General features: G+C 73.3%; 13 protein-coding genes. 5 read left to right on the forward strand and 8 right to left on the reverse strand.

The annotated features are described in order from the left end of the window. Nucleotide 1: 1 nt before the first annotated feature. Both ACTMS2_RS17905 and ACTMS2_RS17910 read left to right on the forward strand, forming a co-directional pair. The gene (locus ACTMS2_RS17905; protein WP_441176395.1) at nucleotides 2-850 is read left to right on the forward strand and encodes an ABC transporter ATP-binding protein; all 849 of its coding nucleotides are present in this window, start codon (nucleotides 2-4) and stop codon (nucleotides 848-850) included. Continuing rightward, the gene (locus ACTMS2_RS17910; RefSeq protein ID WP_441176396.1) at nucleotides 850-1,794 is read left to right on the forward strand and encodes an ABC transporter substrate-binding protein; all 945 of its coding nucleotides are present in this window, start codon (nucleotides 850-852) and stop codon (nucleotides 1,792-1,794) included. The genes ACTMS2_RS17905 and ACTMS2_RS17910 overlap by 1 nt, the downstream gene beginning before the upstream one ends. A gap of 22 nt (nucleotides 1,795-1,816) precedes the next feature. On the opposite strand, the gene ACTMS2_RS17915 is transcribed toward ACTMS2_RS17910, so the two are convergent. From ACTMS2_RS17915 to ACTMS2_RS17925, 3 genes are all read right to left on the reverse strand, one after another. Next, nucleotides 1,817-2,908, reverse strand: coding sequence for a glycosyltransferase family 2 protein (locus ACTMS2_RS17915; protein ID WP_441176397.1), 1,092 nt, complete (start codon nucleotides 2,906-2,908; stop codon nucleotides 1,817-1,819). Nucleotides 2,909-2,971: 63 nt separating this feature from the next. After that, on the reverse strand, nucleotides 2,972-4,741 hold the full coding sequence (locus tag ACTMS2_RS17920; RefSeq protein ID WP_441176492.1) for a hypothetical protein: 1,770 nt from the start codon (nucleotides 4,739-4,741) through the stop codon (nucleotides 2,972-2,974). 152 nt (nucleotides 4,742-4,893) lie between these two features. Then, nucleotides 4,894-5,538 (reverse strand): hypothetical protein, encoded by a 645-nt coding sequence (locus ACTMS2_RS17925; RefSeq protein WP_441176398.1) that lies wholly within the window; start codon nucleotides 5,536-5,538, stop codon nucleotides 4,894-4,896. A gap of 539 nt (nucleotides 5,539-6,077) precedes the next feature. Here ACTMS2_RS17925 and helR point away from each other — a divergent pair. Continuing rightward, nucleotides 6,078-8,225, forward strand: coding sequence for an RNA polymerase recycling motor ATPase HelR (gene helR / locus ACTMS2_RS17930; RefSeq protein ID WP_441176493.1), 2,148 nt, complete (start codon nucleotides 6,078-6,080; stop codon nucleotides 8,223-8,225). Nucleotides 8,226-8,335: 110 nt separating this feature from the next. Here helR and ACTMS2_RS17935 read toward each other — a convergent pair whose 3' ends face one another. The 3 genes from ACTMS2_RS17935 to trmB all read right to left on the reverse strand — a co-directional run bounded on the left by ACTMS2_RS17935 (nucleotide 8,336) and on the right by trmB (nucleotide 13,380). Beyond that, on the reverse strand, nucleotides 8,336-9,706 hold the full coding sequence (locus ACTMS2_RS17935) for an MFS transporter (RefSeq protein WP_441176399.1): 1,371 nt from the start codon (nucleotides 9,704-9,706) through the stop codon (nucleotides 8,336-8,338). A gap of 358 nt (nucleotides 9,707-10,064) precedes the next feature. After that, the gene (locus ACTMS2_RS17940; RefSeq protein WP_441176401.1) at nucleotides 10,065-12,569 is read right to left on the reverse strand and encodes a DEAD/DEAH box helicase; all 2,505 of its coding nucleotides are present in this window, start codon (nucleotides 12,567-12,569) and stop codon (nucleotides 10,065-10,067) included. 97 nt (nucleotides 12,570-12,666) lie between these two features. Further along, entirely contained in the window at nucleotides 12,667-13,380 is a 714-nt protein-coding gene (gene trmB / locus ACTMS2_RS17945; protein ID WP_441176402.1) for a tRNA (guanosine(46)-N7)-methyltransferase TrmB, read from the reverse strand. A gap of 142 nt (nucleotides 13,381-13,522) precedes the next feature. Between trmB and ACTMS2_RS17950 the strand changes: the two genes are divergently transcribed. Together ACTMS2_RS17950 and ACTMS2_RS17955 are read left to right on the forward strand one after the other, a co-directional pair. Continuing rightward, nucleotides 13,523-14,050: a hypothetical protein gene (locus ACTMS2_RS17950; protein ID WP_441176494.1), complete on the forward strand. Its 528-nt coding sequence runs from the start codon at nucleotides 13,523-13,525 to the stop codon at nucleotides 14,048-14,050. 8 nt (nucleotides 14,051-14,058) lie between these two features. Next, nucleotides 14,059-14,736: a class F sortase gene (locus tag ACTMS2_RS17955; protein WP_441176403.1), complete on the forward strand. Its 678-nt coding sequence runs from the start codon at nucleotides 14,059-14,061 to the stop codon at nucleotides 14,734-14,736. A gap of 16 nt (nucleotides 14,737-14,752) precedes the next feature. Here ACTMS2_RS17955 and ACTMS2_RS17960 read toward each other — a convergent pair whose 3' ends face one another. Both ACTMS2_RS17960 and ACTMS2_RS17965 read right to left on the reverse strand, forming a co-directional pair. Then, nucleotides 14,753-15,061, reverse strand: a complete 309-nt coding sequence (locus tag ACTMS2_RS17960; protein ID WP_441176404.1) for an antibiotic biosynthesis monooxygenase family protein — start codon at nucleotides 15,059-15,061, stop codon at nucleotides 14,753-14,755. Between the two features lie 28 nt (nucleotides 15,062-15,089). Beyond that, nucleotides 15,090-15,887 carry an exodeoxyribonuclease III gene (locus ACTMS2_RS17965; RefSeq protein ID WP_441176405.1) on the reverse strand — a complete coding sequence of 266 codons (798 nt, stop codon included), beginning with the start codon at nucleotides 15,885-15,887 and terminating at the stop codon, nucleotides 15,090-15,092. Between the last annotated feature and the right edge of the window lie 22 nt (nucleotides 15,888-15,909).

Raw genomic sequence — 15,909 nt, forward strand, 5'->3', positions numbered from 1 at the left:
GATGCTCTCCACCCGCGACCTGGTCGCCGGTTACGACGAACGGACCGTGCTGGACGGGCTCGACCTGGAACTGCCGGGCGACGCGTTCACGGTGATCGTCGGTCCGAACGCCTGCGGCAAGTCCACCCTGCTGCGCACCATGGCCCGCCTGCTCACGCCCCGGCGCGGCGCCGTGCTGCTGGACGGCACCGCCATCCGCGACCTGCCGACCCGCGAGGTCGCCCGCCGCCTCGGCGTGCTGCCGCAGAGCCCGCTGGTGCCGGAGGGCGTCACCGTGGCCGACCTGGTGGGCCGGGGCCGGCAGCCGTACCAGCGGTGGTGGCGGCAGTGGTCGGAGTCCGACGGCGTCGCCGTCGAGCAGGCCATGGCGCTCGCCGACGTGACCGGGCTGGCCGACCGGCCGGTGGACACCCTCTCCGGGGGCCAGCGGCAGCGCGTCTGGATCGCCATGACCCTCGCGCAGGACACCGAGGCGCTGCTGCTGGACGAGCCCACAACCTTCCTCGACCTCGCCCACCAGGTCGAGGTGCTGGACCTGCTGCACCGGCTGCGCGTCGAGCGGGGCCGCACCGTCGTCGCCGTGCTGCACGACCTCAACCAGGCCGCCCGGTACGCCGACCACCTGATCGCGATGCGCTCCGGCGCCGTGGTGGCCGCCGGGCCGCCCCGGGAGATCCTCACCGCCGACCTGGTCCGGGACGTCTTCGGCCTGGACTGCGTGGTCGTGCCCTGCCCGGTGACCGGGGCGCCCCTGGTGGTGCCCGCGCTCACCGGCGCCTCCCTGCCTCGCCCCTCGGCCGGGGACGCGGCGACGCCGCTGACCGGCTCGTACCCCTCGAAAGGAATCTGATGCGTCGTCTCGCCGCCGCCCTCACCGCGGCCCTCGCTCTCGGCGTCGGTCTCACCGCCTGTGGTGAGAGCGACCCGGTCGCCGACACCACCACCGGGCAGACCCGGGAGATCACCCACGCCATGGGCACCACCAAGGTGCCGACGGAGCCCAAGCGGGTCGTCGTGCTCGACACCGACAAGATCGACACCGCCCTGACCCTCGGCGTCACACCGGTCGGCGCCGCCACCGCCGGCGAGGCGAGGAGCTGGCCGACCTACTTCGGCGAGGAGAAGCTCGCCGGCATCAAGGAGGTCGGGGTGCTCACCGAGCCCGACCTGGAGGCCATCAACGCCCTCAAGCCGGACCTCATCCTGGGCAGCAAGTTCCGCCAGGAGAAGTTCTACGACGAGCTGGCCGCCATCGCGCCGACCGTCTTCACCGAGAAGGTCGGCGTCACCTGGAAGGAGAACTTCCTCTTCGACGGCGCGGCGCTCGGCAAGGAGCAGCAGGCCAAGGACCTGCTGGCCGCGTACGAGACGCGGGCCAGGGAGTTCGGCGGCAAGCTCGGCGACGCCGCCACCCGCAAGGTCTCCATCGTCCGCTTCATGCCGACCGAGATCCGGGTGTACGGGCCGGACTCGTTCTCCGGCATCGTCATCGGCGACACCGGCCTGGGCCGCCCCGAGCGCCAGCAGCTCACCGGCAAGGAGGACCGGCGGATGGACCGGGTCAGCCCGGAGCGCGTCGGCGAGGTCGACGGCGACGTCATCTTCGTGACCGCGTACGGCGAGAAGGCCGCCGCCGAGCAGGCCAAGGTCACCGGCGGGACGCTCTGGAAGGGGCTGTCGGCGGTCAAGGCGGGCAAGGCGCACGTGGTGTCCGACGAGATTTGGATGACCGGCATCGGCATCGGCGCCGCCAACAAGATCCTTGACGACCTGGCCAAGTACCTCACCGCCTGACCGGTACGCGCGCGGCAGCCCCCTACGGCTGCCGCGCGTCACCCGTCACGGACTCGCCGGCGGCGCGCCGCAGCGAGCGGTACCGGGGCAGGTCCTCGCGGGCCGGCCCGTCCCGGCGGATCCGCTCCGTCGGCCGCACCGCCGGCTGGTCCGGCACCCGTGGTGCCTCCCCGCCCTGCGTGACCAGGTCCTCGGTCTCCTGGACCAGGTAGTGCGGCCGACGTTTGGTCTCGTAGTAGATCCGGCCGATGTACTCCCCGATCACGCCCAGGATCGTCATCTGGATGCCGCCGAGGCCGATCACGCTGACGATGATGGTGGTGTAGCCGGGAACGTCGATCCCCTTGCTGACGGCGTCGGCGACCACCCAGGCCATGTAGACCACCGCGATCAGGGTGAGGAACAGGCCGCCGTAGATCGCCAGACGCAGCGGCCGGTTGTTGAACGACAGCAGCCCGTCGAACGCGTAGTTGAACAGCTTGCCGAACGTCCACCTGCTCCGGCCCGCCTGCCGGGTCTGGTTGCCGTGCGCGACAACCACCGTGCGGAACCCGATCCAGGAGAACAGCCCCTTCGAGAAGCGGTTGTACTCGGGCATCGCCAGCACCGCGTCCACCGCGAGCCGGGACAGCAGCCGGAAGTCGCCCGCCCCGTCCAGCAGCCGCACGTCGATCCACCAGTTGACCAGCCGGTAGAAGGAGCGCGACGCCAGCATCCGTACGAACCGGTCACCGCGCCGGTCCCGGCGGGCGATCACCTGGTCGAAGCCCTGCCGATACAGCGCCACCATGTCGGGCAGCAGCCACGGCGGGTGCTGGAGGTCGGCGTCCATGATGACGACCGCGTCGCCGGTGGCCCGCTCCAGCCCGGCCAGCATCGCCGCCTCCTTGCCGAAGTTGCGGCTCAGCGACGTGTACCGCACGCGGGGGTCGGCGGCGGCGAGCCGGCGCAGCGCCACGAGGGTGCCGTCGGAGCTGCCGTCGTCGACGTACACCACCTCGATCTCGACGTCGGTCAGCTCGGCGACGGCGGCGTTCACCGCCGCGTGCAGCCGCTCCACCGAGGCCTCCTCGTTGAAGCAGGGCACCACCACCGACAGGCGCACGTCCGTCACCCCGTCCGGCCGGCGCCCGAGGACGCCCGGCGGCGCCCACCGCGCCGCCTCGCGCCGGCCCGGTCAGAGGCGGTAGACCAGCACACCATCGATCTCCTCCCGGGTGATGCCCAGCCCGTCGTACGGCCGTTGCGCGATGCCCTCCCACGGGGTGCCGGCGGCCCAGCCCGGCAGGGCCACCACGGAGCGCACCCCGATGCCCCGCAGGTACGCCACGCTGCCCGCGTCGGGGAAGGCGGCCGTCGCAGCCCGGGTCTGCGCCTGGGTGACCGGCTCGAACCCGGCGAGCCCGTTCGTCACCCGGGGGAACCCGTCCGTCGTCCAGGACATGAAGATCAGATCGAGCGCGCCGCCGGCCGGCAGCACCAGCATCGGTTCCGCCGCCGTACGCATCGCCGCCGGTGGCGTGGGCACCACCGGGTGCGCCGTCCGGTTGACCCCCTCCAGCCCCACGAGGGCCAGCGGCACCAGCAGCAGCACCGGCGCCAGGAACCTCGCCCGACCGTGGGACGCCCACCGGCGCACCGCCGTGGCGAACACCGTCACGGCACCCGCCGCCAGCACCGCCAGCAGCAGGCTGGTCCAGTGCATCATCCGCCCCGGCGTGCGCAACGCGTCCCAGCCCGGCAGGTGCTTCGACAGCGTCAGGTAGCCCGGATCGCCGTCGCCGCCGAGGGTGACCCCCAGGCCCAGCAGCACCGTGCCGAGCACGCCGAGCGCCACCGCGACCCGACGCCGGGCCGGGTAGACCGAGACGAACAGCCCCGCCGCGGCCAACGCGAGCAGGACCATCCCGGGCAGCAGCGCCATCTCCGGCGGCCAGGTCAGCTGTTCGCGGGCCGCCGCGTGCCGCTCGCCCCACCACCACGAGTCCGCCGGGGCGGTGACGAAGCCGATCAGCGGCGGCGAGAACATCTCCGTCCAGGCCAGCGACCGTTCGGCCTGCGGATTGAGGTCGACGACGCGCAGGTAGACCAGGCCCAGCAGCAGCGTCACCGCCCCGAAGACGGCCCCGCCGGCCAGGTCGGCGACCAGCAGCCGCCGGCCGAACGCGGGCCGTCGCCCCCGCCGCCACCACGACCAGCCGTAGCCGCCGGCCCCGACCAGCACCGCGGCCAGCAGGAAGTAGACCAGGGGCAGCCCGATGCCGAAGCCCAGGCTGATCTGCCAGGCGGCGACGAGCCACCCCGCGAGGGCCCAGCCCGGTCGCCGGCGCTCCGGGCGGTACCCGTGCCGCAACGACCAGCCGTGGCCGCGCGCCAGCATCGCCAGGCACAGCGCGATCCCGCCGCTGGAGAGGATGTTGAGGTGCCCGGCGTGCGCCAGGCGCCAGGGCGCGTACGCCCACGCGACGCCGGCGACCGCCCCGCCCAGCCGGCCCGCGCCGAGCTGCCGGGCCAGCGCGTACGCCCCGACGAAGGCCAGCGCGTGCACCAGCACGTACGCCACGTTGTAGCGGACCAGGGCGGCCTCGAAGCCCGAGCCGAGCATGCCGAGCGGGGCGTAGCCGAGCAGGGTGTCGCTGTAGGCGTACGTGTGGGTCTCGGGGAAGAACGTGTTGGAGTGCCAGAGGCCGGCCGGGTTGTTCAGCAGGGCGTGCCCGGCCCAGGCCATCTGCCACGCCTGCAACGTGGGGTCGCCGATGTCGCCGGGGATCGTGCTCGCCGGATGCCGCATCGTCGGCCAGGTCAGCACCACCGCCAGCAGCAGCCCGCCGAGCACCGCCAGCGTCCATTCGTGCCACAGCCATCGCCACCGCTCCCGCCGGCCGGGGGGCCCGGGGGCGGGCACCTGTTCGTCTTCGGCGATCTCGGCGGGTGGACGGGCGTCCATGGACCCGGTGGTCATGAAGATAGATGATTCACGATGCTGGGCGCCGTGTCGATCCGCCGCCCGGGATGTGGGCTTCCACGCGGATCCCCGGTAGGCGCCCGGCCCGGCCATGTCGGCCGGGCCGGGCGAGCGGATCGGGTGGTGGGAAGGGATCAGGCGGCGGTGGCCCAGATGGCCCGGAAGGCCGCCGCCTCCCCGGCCAGCCAGCGCTCGATCTGCTCGGCGCGGGCGTCGGCGGGCATGCGGTGGGCCTCGCCCCGACGCACGTCGACCAGGACCGGCTCGGCGTGCGGGAGCACCGCGTCCATGTGCCGGGCCATCAGGTGCAGGGTGGCGAGCGTCGCCTCCTCGCTGGGCGGCGCCTCGTCGAAGTGCAGTCGGACGGCCTCGACGCGACCGTCGGCGTGCCGTACGCCGAACTGGGGGTTGACCTTGACGGGGAGGTCGCCGAGCATCGCGAGCGCGTCGCGGGTCTGGGCGAGGTCGACGGACCTCGGCTCGCCGAGGGAACGCAGCCAGGCCGTCGCGCCGGGGACGAGGGCCTGGTAGAGCGGGCGCCAACGCGGCTTGACCACGTCGACCACCTGGTCGAGGTGGGTGCCGCCGGTGTGGAAGGCGATGTCGGCCTTGAGCGCCTTGACGAACTGGCCGTGCGGGTTGAAGCCGGAGCGGCTGGCCCGCTGCTTGCGCAGGCCCCCGACGAAGGTGGCCTTCGTCGGGCCGGTGCGGTCGACGTAGCGGGTGAAGCCGAGCAGGGTGGCGTAGGGGGTGGGTGGGGCGGAGGCGGGCGTGGTCACGGGCGTCCTCCCAGGTCAGGACCTCGATTAGTACATACATTCTAATCGACGGGTGTGACATCTCCCAGGCTTTGCGGAGCGTTCCTCGGGCGGCCTGGCGAGGGCGGGCACGATGGAAGGTCACCCCTGCGTGGCGGAAGATCCACACCGTGCCGACGGCCCCGCCGAGGCGCGCCGCGGCCCGGTCGCACGTGCCGGCCGGGGAATGTCCGCCTGGCCGCTGCGCCGTCGTGCGCGGCACCCATTCCCGAAGGGTTTTCCGCCCCGGGAAGAAATAAAGGGAAAGGGAGCGTCCGCCCCTTTCCCTTCTCAACGTATATCGCACCGGGGGGCTTGCGGCAAGACCCCGTTCGTGCCGCAGAATCACCGGCCGAGGCCGCGAGCTGCGGAAACGGAAAGCCATGAAATGTATGAGTCGTCGTCGTGCGGCCCGCGCGGAAACGTCGGGCCGGTGGTGGCGCGCCCGGGGCGGGTACCGCGCGAACCGCGCGGTACCGCGAGCCAGGATCCTGAACGAGATCGGAGTTGCCGTGAATCCTCTGACGGCCAGCGCGTTCGACCTTCCCGACCACCTCGCCGCCAAGGCCGATCCGACGCTGATCGCCGCCGACGAGCGGCACTTCGCGGCCGTCGCGCGGAGCATCGAGCAGTCGAGCACCGAGTTGTCCGACCGCCTCGACGCCGAGCGCCGGGCCCCCGGTGGCAAGGGCCGGCAGGCGGTGGACCGGGACATGGAGGTCCGTCGGCTGGCCGCCCGCCTGCGCACACTGCGCCGCTTCGGCGTGGACCTGTGCCTCGGCCGCATGGTCGGCGCCGACGATTCCGCGCCCGTGTACGTCGGACGACGCGGCCTCACCGACGGCGCGGGTGCACGACTGCTGCTCGACTGGCGTTCCCCCGCGGCCGAACCGTTCTTCGCGGCGACCCACGCCAACCCGATGGGCCTGGCGAGCCGCCGCCGGTACCGCTGGACGCGCGGCCGGATCACCGACTACTGGGACGAGGTGTTCACCCCGGACGCCCTCGCGGGGCACACCGCCACGCTCGACGACCAGTCCGCCTTCATCGCCAGCCTGGGCGCCAGCAGGTCGCCGCGGATGCGCGACGTGCTCGGCACGATCCAGGCCGACCAGGACGCCATCATCCGCGCGGGATCGAGCGGTGCCCTCGTCGTGGACGGCGGTCCCGGCACCGGCAAGACCGTCGTCGCCCTGCACCGCACCGCGTACCTCCTCTACGCCGACCCGCGCCTCGGTCACCGCCGCGGCGGCGTGCTGTTCGTCGGGCCGCACCAGCCCTACCTGGCGTACGTCTCCGACGTGCTGCCCAGCCTGGGGGAGGAGGAGGTGCAGACCTGCACCCTGCGCGACCTCGTGCCCGAGGGCGCCTCGGCGAGCGTCGAGACCGATCCGGAGGTGGCCCGGCTGAAGTCGTCGGCGGCGATGGTGAAGGCGATCGAGTCGGCCGTCAGGTTCTACGAGGAGCCGCCGACCGCACCGATGACGGTCAGCACCGACGAGGCCGACATCCGGCTGCGCGCCGCCGACTGGGCCGAGGCGTTCGAGGCGCCGGGGCCCGGTACGCCCCACAACGAGGCGCGCGACGAGGTCTGGGAGGAACTGCTCACGATCCTGGTGGAGAAGTACGACGGCGACGAGCCCGACGACCTGGTCCGCGCCTCGCTGCTGCGCAACCGGGAGCTGCGTACGGCGTTCAACCGGGCCTGGCCGCTGATCGAGGCGACCGACCTCGTCGGCGACCTGTGGTCGGTGCCCGCCTATCTGCGCCGGTGCGCTCCCTGGCTCGGCCCCGACGAGGTCCGCACGTTGCAGCGCCCCGACGCCCGGGCCTGGACGGTGTCCGACCTGCCGCTGCTGGACGCGGCACGGCAACGGCTCGGTGACGCGGAGGCGTCCGGGCGCAGGCGCCGGCAGGAGGCCGTCGTCGCCGTCGAACGCGCGCGCATGGCCGCCGTCGTCGACGACCTGATCGAGGCCGACACCTACGACGACGGCGAGGGCGTGCTGTCGAGCCTGCGCCAGCTGGACCTCCAGGACGCCCTGGTCGACGAGAGCGCCCTGCCCCACGTCGAGCCGGACCTGCTCGCCGGACCGTTCGCCCACATCGTGGTGGACGAGGCTCAGGAGCTGACCGACGCCGAGTGGCAGATGCTGCTGATGCGCTGCCCGTCGGGGAGCTTCACCATCGTCGGGGACCGCGCCCAGGCCCGGCGCGGGTTCACCGAGTCGTGGCGGGAACGGCTGGAGCGCATCGGGCTCGACCGGATCACCCTGACCTCCCTGACCGTCAACTACCGGACGCCGGAAGAGGTCATGGCGGAGGCCGAGCCCGTCATCCGGGCCGTGCTCCCCGACGCCAACGTGCCGACCTCCATCCGCGGCGGCGGCGCTCCCGTCGTACGCGGATCCGCCGCCGACCTGGGCCCGATCCTCGACACGTGGCTCGCCGCGCACGCCGAGGGGACCGCGTGCGTCATCGGCGATCCCACGTTCCGGGCGACGTCCCGGGTCCGGTCGCTGACGCCGGAGCTGGCGAAGGGGCTCGAGTTCGACCTGGTCGTCCTCGTCGACCCGGAGGCCTTCGGCGCAGGCGTCGAGGGAGCGGTCGACCGCTACGTCGCGATGACCCGGGCGACCCGGCAGCTCGTCATCCTCACCACGTCCTGAGAGGCGAGCGCGGCGGCCCCTGCCACGCACGCCGGGCGCCGGGCGCCGCGACGTCGGCGGTGCCGCGACGAGCAGCGTCGGCCGTGTCGCGACGAGCAGCGTCGGCGGTGTCACGACGCCGGGCGCCCGGCGTCTCGTCGCCGCAGGAGGAGGCCGACGGCGACGGCGGAGACGGTGCCGAAGCACCCGAGCGCCATCGCGACGACGTGCAGGGCGGCGGTGACGCCGTCGCCGGCGAGCTGCCCGCCGCTGACGACGGCGAGGGTGGAGCCGACGACCGCGAGCGCGATGGTCTCGGTGCCGAGCCGGCCGGTGTTGAACAGCCCCGCCACGGTACCGGCCTGACGGAGGGGCGCGCTGGAGATGGCGAGTCCGTCGATCACGCCGGTGGTGGCGCCGACACCGGTCCCGATCAGCAGCAGCGGCAGGAGCAGGGAACCCGGCGTGCTGTCGGGACCGATGGTGATGAGGGCGCACATGCCGGCCGTGCCGAGGGCGATCGCCCCGACGCAGAGCAGGCGGGGTGATCGACGCGCGACCGCCGCTCCGACCGGGGGCAGGGCGACCGAGGGCAGGGTGAGCATGAGCATCCACAGCCCGGCTCGCCCGGCGTCGAGGCCGGCGACGTCGATGAGGTAGGAGGGCAGGTAGACCAGAAGGGGCACGAGCAGTCCCATCATGGTCGCGGCGACCAGCGAGTACCCGACGAAGCGCTGGTTGCGCAGGAGGCCGAGGTCGAACATCGGGTCGGCACGGCGCTTCTCGACCCGTACGAACCCGATCCCGCACGCCGCGAGGGCGAGCAGCGCGGCGATCACCAACGGATGCGCGGCCCCCAGGGTGGGTGTCTCGACGAAGAGCCAGATGAGAAGCGCGAGCGCGGCGGTGAACAGGATGCCGCCGCCCCAGTCGACGCCCTTCCCGGCACCGGGCAGGGCGGGGAGGAAGGGGCACAACAGCAGCACGACTCCCGCCAGCGCGGCGGGGACCGCGAAGACGGCCCGCCACCCGAGCGCGTCCACGAGCAGGCCGGAGCTCGTGGGTCCGAACGCGAGGCCGGCACCGAGGACCGCGCCGAGCGCGCCGAACACCCGGGTCCGGGCCGGTCCGGCGAAGGTCGCGGCGAGGGTGGACTGGCCGGTTGCCGTCGCCGCTGCCGCGCCGATGCCGGCGAGGACGCGTGCGAGGTTCAGGACCGTGGCGTCCGGGGCGAGCACGCAGAGCACGCTGCCGGCGAAGAAGACCGCGACCCCGGCGGCGAAGAGGCGGCGCTTGCCGAGCAGGTCCGCCAGCGAGCCGCCGAGGGCCAGGAACGCGGCGAAGCAGAGGTTGTAGCCGTTGACGACCCACTGCGCCGCGGTGAGCGACGCGTCGAGGTCGTGCTGGATTCCGGGAAGAGCGACGGACGCCCCGGTGATCGTCAGCGGAAACGACAGCGACGACAACAGCACCGCCGTCAGGGTGAGGGCGCGCGCGTTCACCGCGACCACCGACCCGGGACGGCCGCGGTCGGGAGGAGACGAGAGCGGGGGGCGTCACGGGGGACGGGACAGGCGAATGCAGAACTGTGCACGAAAGGCTCCGGACATCGCATGCGGAGCCGGGTAGCTCGGACGGCCACACCGGCGAAGGGTCGCTGATGCGGCGGAGCGGAAACGCAGAGCGTTCGGGAGTCTGGGGTTTCGCGCCGCCGCTACGGGCGGCGCACCCTGTCCGAGGCGGGCACGGGGTCAACCTAGTCCAGGGCGGTTCACCCCGGCAACGCGATACCTGTGGGCGGGGTCCCGGAGCACCGCAGCGGGGCCGGCCGGAGCCGGCCCCGCCCGGTCGTGGCGGTGGCTAGAGCTGCCCGACCGAGGTGATCCGGACGACCGCCGCGCCTGCCTCGTCGGAGGCCGCGAGGTCGACCTCGGCGCTGATGCCCCAGTCGTGGTCACCCTCGGGGTCGTCGAGGATCTGCCGGACCGTCCACCGTTCCCGACCCTGCTCGATCATGAGCAGCGCGGGGCCGCGCGCGTCCGGCCCCACCCCGATCTCCCCGTACGCCTCGAAGTACGGCTCCAGGGCGTCGGCCCAGGCGTCCGCGTCCCAGCCCGACGCGGCGTCCAGCTCACCGAGGTCGTACCAGCGGCGCAGGGCGGCCAGCTCGACCCGGCGGAACAGGGCGTTGCGCACCAGCACCCGGAAGGCGCGGGCGTTGCGGGTGACCGCCGGAACTCGGTCGTCCAGCGCCTCGGCGGCCTCGGCGGCGTCGGTGGGGTTGCGCAGTCGCTCCCACTCGTCGATGAGGCTGGAGTCGACCTGGCGGACCAGCTCGCCGAGCCACTCGATGAGGTCGATCAGCTCCTCGGTCTTGGCGTCCTCGGGCACCGTCTGCCGCAGCGTCTTGTACGCGTCGGCGAGGTAGCGCAGCACGAGGCCCTCGGAGCGGGTCAGCCCGTAGAACTGCACGTACTCGGTGAAGGTCATCGCCCGCTCGTACATGTCCCGGACGACGGACTTGGGGGAGAGCTGGTGGTCGGCCACCCACGGGTGACCCTGCCGGTACATCTCGTACGCCGAGTCCAGCAGTTCCGCCAGCGGCTTCGGCCAGGTCACCCCGTCGAGCAGTTCGAGGCGGGCCTCGTACTCGATGCCCTCCGCCTTCATGGCGGCGACCGCCTCGCCGCGGGCCTTGAACTGCTGCGCGGAGAGCACCTGACGCGGGTCGTCCAGGATCGACTCGACAACCGAGAGCACGTCGAGGGCGTACGCGGGGGACTCGACGTCGAGCAGCTCGATCGTGGCCAGCGCCAGCGGGGAGAGCGGCTGGTTGAGGGCGAAGTCGAGCTGGAGGTCGACGGTGAGGCGGACCCGCCGCCCGGTCTCGTCGGGCTCGTCGAGCTGCTCGACGACGCCGCCCGCGCGCAGCGCCCGGTAGATGGCGATGGCGCGGCGGATGTGCCGCCGCTGGGCGGCGCGCTCCTCGTGGTTGTCGGTGAGCAGGTGGCGCATCGCGGCGAACGCGTCGCCGGGGCGGCCGATGACGTTGAGCAGCATCGAGTGGCTGACGTGGAAGCTGGAGGTCAGCGGCTCCGGCTCGGCCTCGACCAGGCGGTCGAAGGTGGGCTTCCCCCAGCCGATCGACCCCTCCGGCGGCTTCTTGCGCACCACCTTGCGCCGCTTCTTCGGGTCGTCGCCGGCTTTGGCGAGCGCCTTCTCGTTCTCGATGACGTGCTCGGGGGCCTGCACGACGACCCGGCCGACGGTGTCGAACCCGGCCCGCCCGGCCCGCCCGGCGATCTGGTGGAACTCGCGGGCCTTGAGCAGCCGGGTGCGCACCCCGTCGTACTTGGACAGGCCGGTGAACAGCACGGTGCGGATGGGCACGTTGATGCCCACCCCGAGGGTGTCGGTGCCGCAGATGACCTTGAGTAGGCCGGCCTGGGCCAGGGTCTCGACGAGCCGGCGGTACTTGGGCAGCATCCCGGCGTGGTGCACGCCGATGCCGTGCCGCACCAGCCGGGACAGGGTCTTGCCGAACCCGGAGGTGAACCGGAAGTTCCCGATCGCGGTGGCGATCATGTCCTTCTCGGCGCGGGTGCAGACGTTGACGCTCATCAGGGCCTGCGCGCGTTCCAGGGCGGCGGCCTGGGTGAAGTGCACGACGTAGACGGGTGCCTGCTTCGTCTCCAGCAGCTCCTCGAGGGTCTCGTGCAGCGGAGTCATCGCGTACGAGAAGATCAGCGGAACCGGCCGCTCGGCGGAGCGGACCACGGCGGTGGGCCGGCCGGTGCGCCGGGTCAGGTCGTCGACGAAGCGGGTGGTGTCGCCCAGCGTGGCGGACATCAGGACGAACTGCGCCTGCGGCAGCTCGATCAGCGGCACCTGCCATGCCCAGCCCCGGTCGGGCTCGGCGTAGAAGTGGAACTCGTCCATGACCACCTGGCCGACGTCGGCGCGGTCGCCCTCGCGCAGCGCGAGGTTGGCCAGGATCTCGGCGGTGCAGCAGATGATCGGCGCGTCGGCGTTGACGCTGGCGTCGCCGGTCAGCATGCCGACGTTGTCGGCGCCGAAGACCTCGCAGAGGGCGAAGAACTTCTCCGACACCAGCGCCTTGATCGGGGCGGTGTAGAAGGTCGTCCGGTCGTCGGCCAGGGCCGCGAAGTGCGCCGCGATCGCGACCAGGCTCTTGCCGGACCCGGTCGGCGTGTTCATGATCAGGTTGGCGCCGGAGACGATCTCGATGACCGCCTCCTCCTGATGGGGGTAGAGGTCGAGGCCGCGCTCCTTCGCCCAGCCGGCGAACGCGTCGAAGAGGGTGTCGGGGTCGGCGCTTGTCGGCAGCGCGGCGGTGAGCGTCATAGCGCGTCCATGGTGCCTGGATCATGCCCCCGAGCGCCAACCGGCCGGGCGGGAGAGGCGGGAAAGGGCCGCTTCGGCGCCGGAGCGGCCCCCGCCTTCACGACCGGCGGTGGATCAGGTCGAAGATCGGGCGGTCCGCCCGCAGGGCCCGGCGCTCGAACTTGGTGACCGGGCGGTGGGCGGGGCGGGGCGCGAAGCCGTCGTGCGCGTCGACCAGCCCCGGGTCGGCGTCCAGGGTCTTGCGCATCGCCTCGGCGTACTCGGCCCAGTCGGTCGCGCAGTGCAGGGTGCCGCCGGGCGTCAGCCGGGAGCGCAGCAGCGCGACGTGGGCCGGCTGGATGATCCGCCGCTTGTGGTGCCGGGACTTGGGCCAGGGGTCGGGGAAGAAGACGTGCACGGCGTCCAGCGACGCCTCCGGCAGGCCCGCCACGAGGTCCAGGGCGTCGCCCTGGGCCACCCGTACGTTGCGCAGGCCGTGCCGCTCCACCAGGTCCAGCAGGTTGGCGATTCCGGGCGTGTGCACCTCGACCGCCAGATAATCTCGACCGGGGTCGGCGGCGGCCATCTCGGCCGTGGTGTCGCCCATCCCGGAACCGATCTCCAGCACCACTGGGGCCCGGCGGCCGAACAGGGCGGCCAGGTCCACCGGCGTGCCGGGCCGCTCCGGGACGTGCAGGCCGTAGACCGGCCAGAGCCGATCGAGGGCCTCCGTCTGGCGGCTGCTCATCCGGCCACGGCGCGGGTGGAAGGTCCGGATCGTCCGGGCGGTGGGCGGCGCGGGGACGGCGGCGGGGAAGTCGGTGGAGGTCACAACGACCTGAGCGTACGCGACGACCGCGCCGAATCGGATGTGATGTTCGCCCGGGGATGAGAGGATCCATCCCGTACGGCAGGCCGGGAGCCTGGTGTTGCCCCGGCGCTGCCCCAACGCGCCGGGAGGGGGCGTCGTGTCGGTGCACCGTGGCGGTGTGGCGCTCGCGATCGCGACCGTGTTCGTCGGGCCGCTGCTCGCGGCCGCGCCCGCCCTCGCCGGTGCGCCCCAGCCGGGGCCGCCGGGGCCGAACGTCTTCGTCGAGGTCAGCCCGAGCACGGTCGAGCCGGGGTTCCTCGTGGGGATCCGGGCCAGTTGCCGCAACAACTCCATCCCGGCGACCGTGGTCTCGGACGCCTTCGGTCGGGTGCAGGTGCAGCCGCAGGGCGGCACGTTGACCGCCGCGCCGATGGTGCGGGAGCGCACCCGCCCCGGCAACTACCGGATCAAGCTGGAATGCCGCGACGGCGAGACCGCCTCGACGATGCTCCAGGTCGTCAAGGCGGTGAAGCCCAGCCGCGGCCCGGCGACCGGGTTCGGCGGTGGCGCCGGCGGCTTCACCGGCGGGCTGCTGCTGCCGGGTGGCCTCGCCCTGACCGTGACCGGCATCGTGCTCGCGGTCCGGGCGGCGCGCCGTCCGCGTACCGCCCGTGGCGCCGCCCGACGCTGAGCCGCCTCATGGCCACCACGCCCGCCCCGCAGCCGGCCGCCGCAGCGGCCCGGGGGGCGCGGCCGCCCGGACGTCGCCCCTGGTCGGTGCCGCTGGCCGTGGTGCTGGTGCTGGCCGGGGTCTTCGCCACCGGCGCGGGGCTGGGGCGCACCGCCGGCCCGCTCGACTGGGCCGCCGGCGGCGGGCAGGAGCGGCCGGCGCGCAGCGAGAGCGGGGCACTGTCGGCCAGCCGGCCGGTGCGCCTGTCGGTTCCCGCGATCAAGGTGTCCGCCCCGGTGGCCCCCGTGGGTCAGGCCCGGGACGGCTCGATCGCCGTACCGCCGCTGGAGCGCGCCGACGAGACCGGCTGGTACGACCGGGGCCCCACCCCGGGCGAGCCGGGCCCGTCGGTCATCGTCGGGCACGTGGACACCAAGCGCGGCCCGGCGGTCTTCTACGACCTGCACAAACTTCGCCCGGGCGACACCGTCGACGTGACCCGGGCCGACGGCTCGGTCGTGGTGTTCAAGGTCGACTCCGTGGAGCACTTCCCCAAGGAGCGGCTGCCGGCGGAACGGGTCTACGGCGACGAGGGCCCGCCGGGCCTGCGCCTGATCACCTGCGGCGGCGACTGGCTGGGCGGCCGGACGGGCTACGCCGACAACATCATCGCCTTCGCCACGCTGCTCTCCTCCCGCCCTGCCTGAGCGGCGGGAGGGCGGGTCAGGACCGGCCCGGGACCTGCTGGACGACCTCGAACTCCAGGAGGGTGGCGCCGGAGGCGACCGGGGCACGCTTCTCGCCGGCGTGGGCGGCACGCGACGGGCCGGCGGCCCATGCCTGATAGGCCTCCTCGGTCTCCCAGCGGGTGTACACGAAGTAGCGGCTCTCGCCGGCGACGGGACGCAGCAGCTCGAAGCCGAGGAAGCCGGGTGAGTTCTCCACGGCTCCCGCCCGGGCGGCGAACCGCTTCTCCAGTTCCTCGCCCGCGCCGGGAGGGACGTCGATTGCGTTGATCTTCACGACTGCCATGGCTCCACCCTAGCGACGACGTCGGAACTCAGAACGACTCGACCGCCGGAACCAGGTCGGCGTCGAGGACGATCGGCGCGTGGTCGGAGGGGCCCTTGCCCTTGCGCGCCTCCCGGTCCACGTACGCCGAGCGGACCGCCCGGGCGAGCGGCGCGGAGGCGTACACGAGGTCGATGCGCATGCCCTTGTTCTGGTGGAACATGCCCGCCCGGTAGTCCCAGTAGGTGAACGGGTGCGGGCCCTTCATCGGGGTGGGCACCACGTCGGAGAGCCCGAGGTCGCGCAGCGCCGCGAGGGCCGCCCGCTCCGCCGGGGTGACGTGCGTGGAGTGGGTGAACACCGCGGGGTCCCAGACGTCGGCGTCGGTGGGCGCCACGTTGAAGTCGCCGCAGACCGCCAGCGGCAGGCCGCTGGTCAGCTCCGCCTCCAGCGCGTCGCGCAGCGCCGCGAACCAGTTCAGCTTGTACGCGTAGTGCGGGTCGTCCGGGGCCCGGCCGTTCGGCACGTACACCGACCAGACCCGGACCCCGTCGCAGGTCGCCGAGATGGCGCGGGCCTCCGGCTCGGGGAAGCCCGGTTCCCCCGGGAACCCCACCGTGACGTCGGCCAGGCCGACCCGGGACAGGATCGCCACCCCGTTCCACCGGCCGTCGCTGTGGCTGGCCACCGTGTAGCCCAGCTCGCCCACCTCGGCCACCGGGAAGGCGCCGTCCGGGCACTTCGTCTCCTGGAGGCAGACGACGTCCGGCCCGGTGCCGGCCAACCAGTCCAGCAGCCGGGGCAGGCGGGCCTTCACCGAGTTCACGTTCCAGGTCGCCAGACGCATGTGACCAGCCTGCCCCATCCGC

Origin of the sequence: Micromonospora sp. SD12, assembly GCF_052068495.1 — a bacterium.
GTDB lineage: Bacteria > Actinomycetota > Actinomycetes > Mycobacteriales > Micromonosporaceae > Micromonospora > Micromonospora echinofusca.

Coding starts and splice junctions, on each gene's coding strand:
- ACTMS2_RS17905 (WP_441176395.1), top strand. CDS start 2: ATGCTCTCCACCCGCGACCTGGTCGCCGGTTACGACGAACGGACCGTG.
- ACTMS2_RS17910 (WP_441176396.1), top strand. CDS start 850: ATGCGTCGTCTCGCCGCCGCCCTCACCGCGGCCCTCGCTCTCGGCGTC.
- ACTMS2_RS17920 (WP_441176492.1), bottom strand. CDS start 4,741: ATGGACGCCCGTCCACCCGCCGAGATCGCCGAAGACGAACAGGTGCCC.
- ACTMS2_RS17940 (WP_441176401.1), bottom strand. CDS start 12,569: ATGACGCTCACCGCCGCGCTGCCGACAAGCGCCGACCCCGACACCCTC.
- ACTMS2_RS17955 (WP_441176403.1), top strand. CDS start 14,059: ATGGCCACCACGCCCGCCCCGCAGCCGGCCGCCGCAGCGGCCCGGGGG.
- ACTMS2_RS17960 (WP_441176404.1), bottom strand. CDS start 15,061: ATGGCAGTCGTGAAGATCAACGCAATCGACGTCCCTCCCGGCGCGGGC.
- ACTMS2_RS17965 (WP_441176405.1), bottom strand. CDS start 15,887: ATGCGTCTGGCGACCTGGAACGTGAACTCGGTGAAGGCCCGCCTGCCC.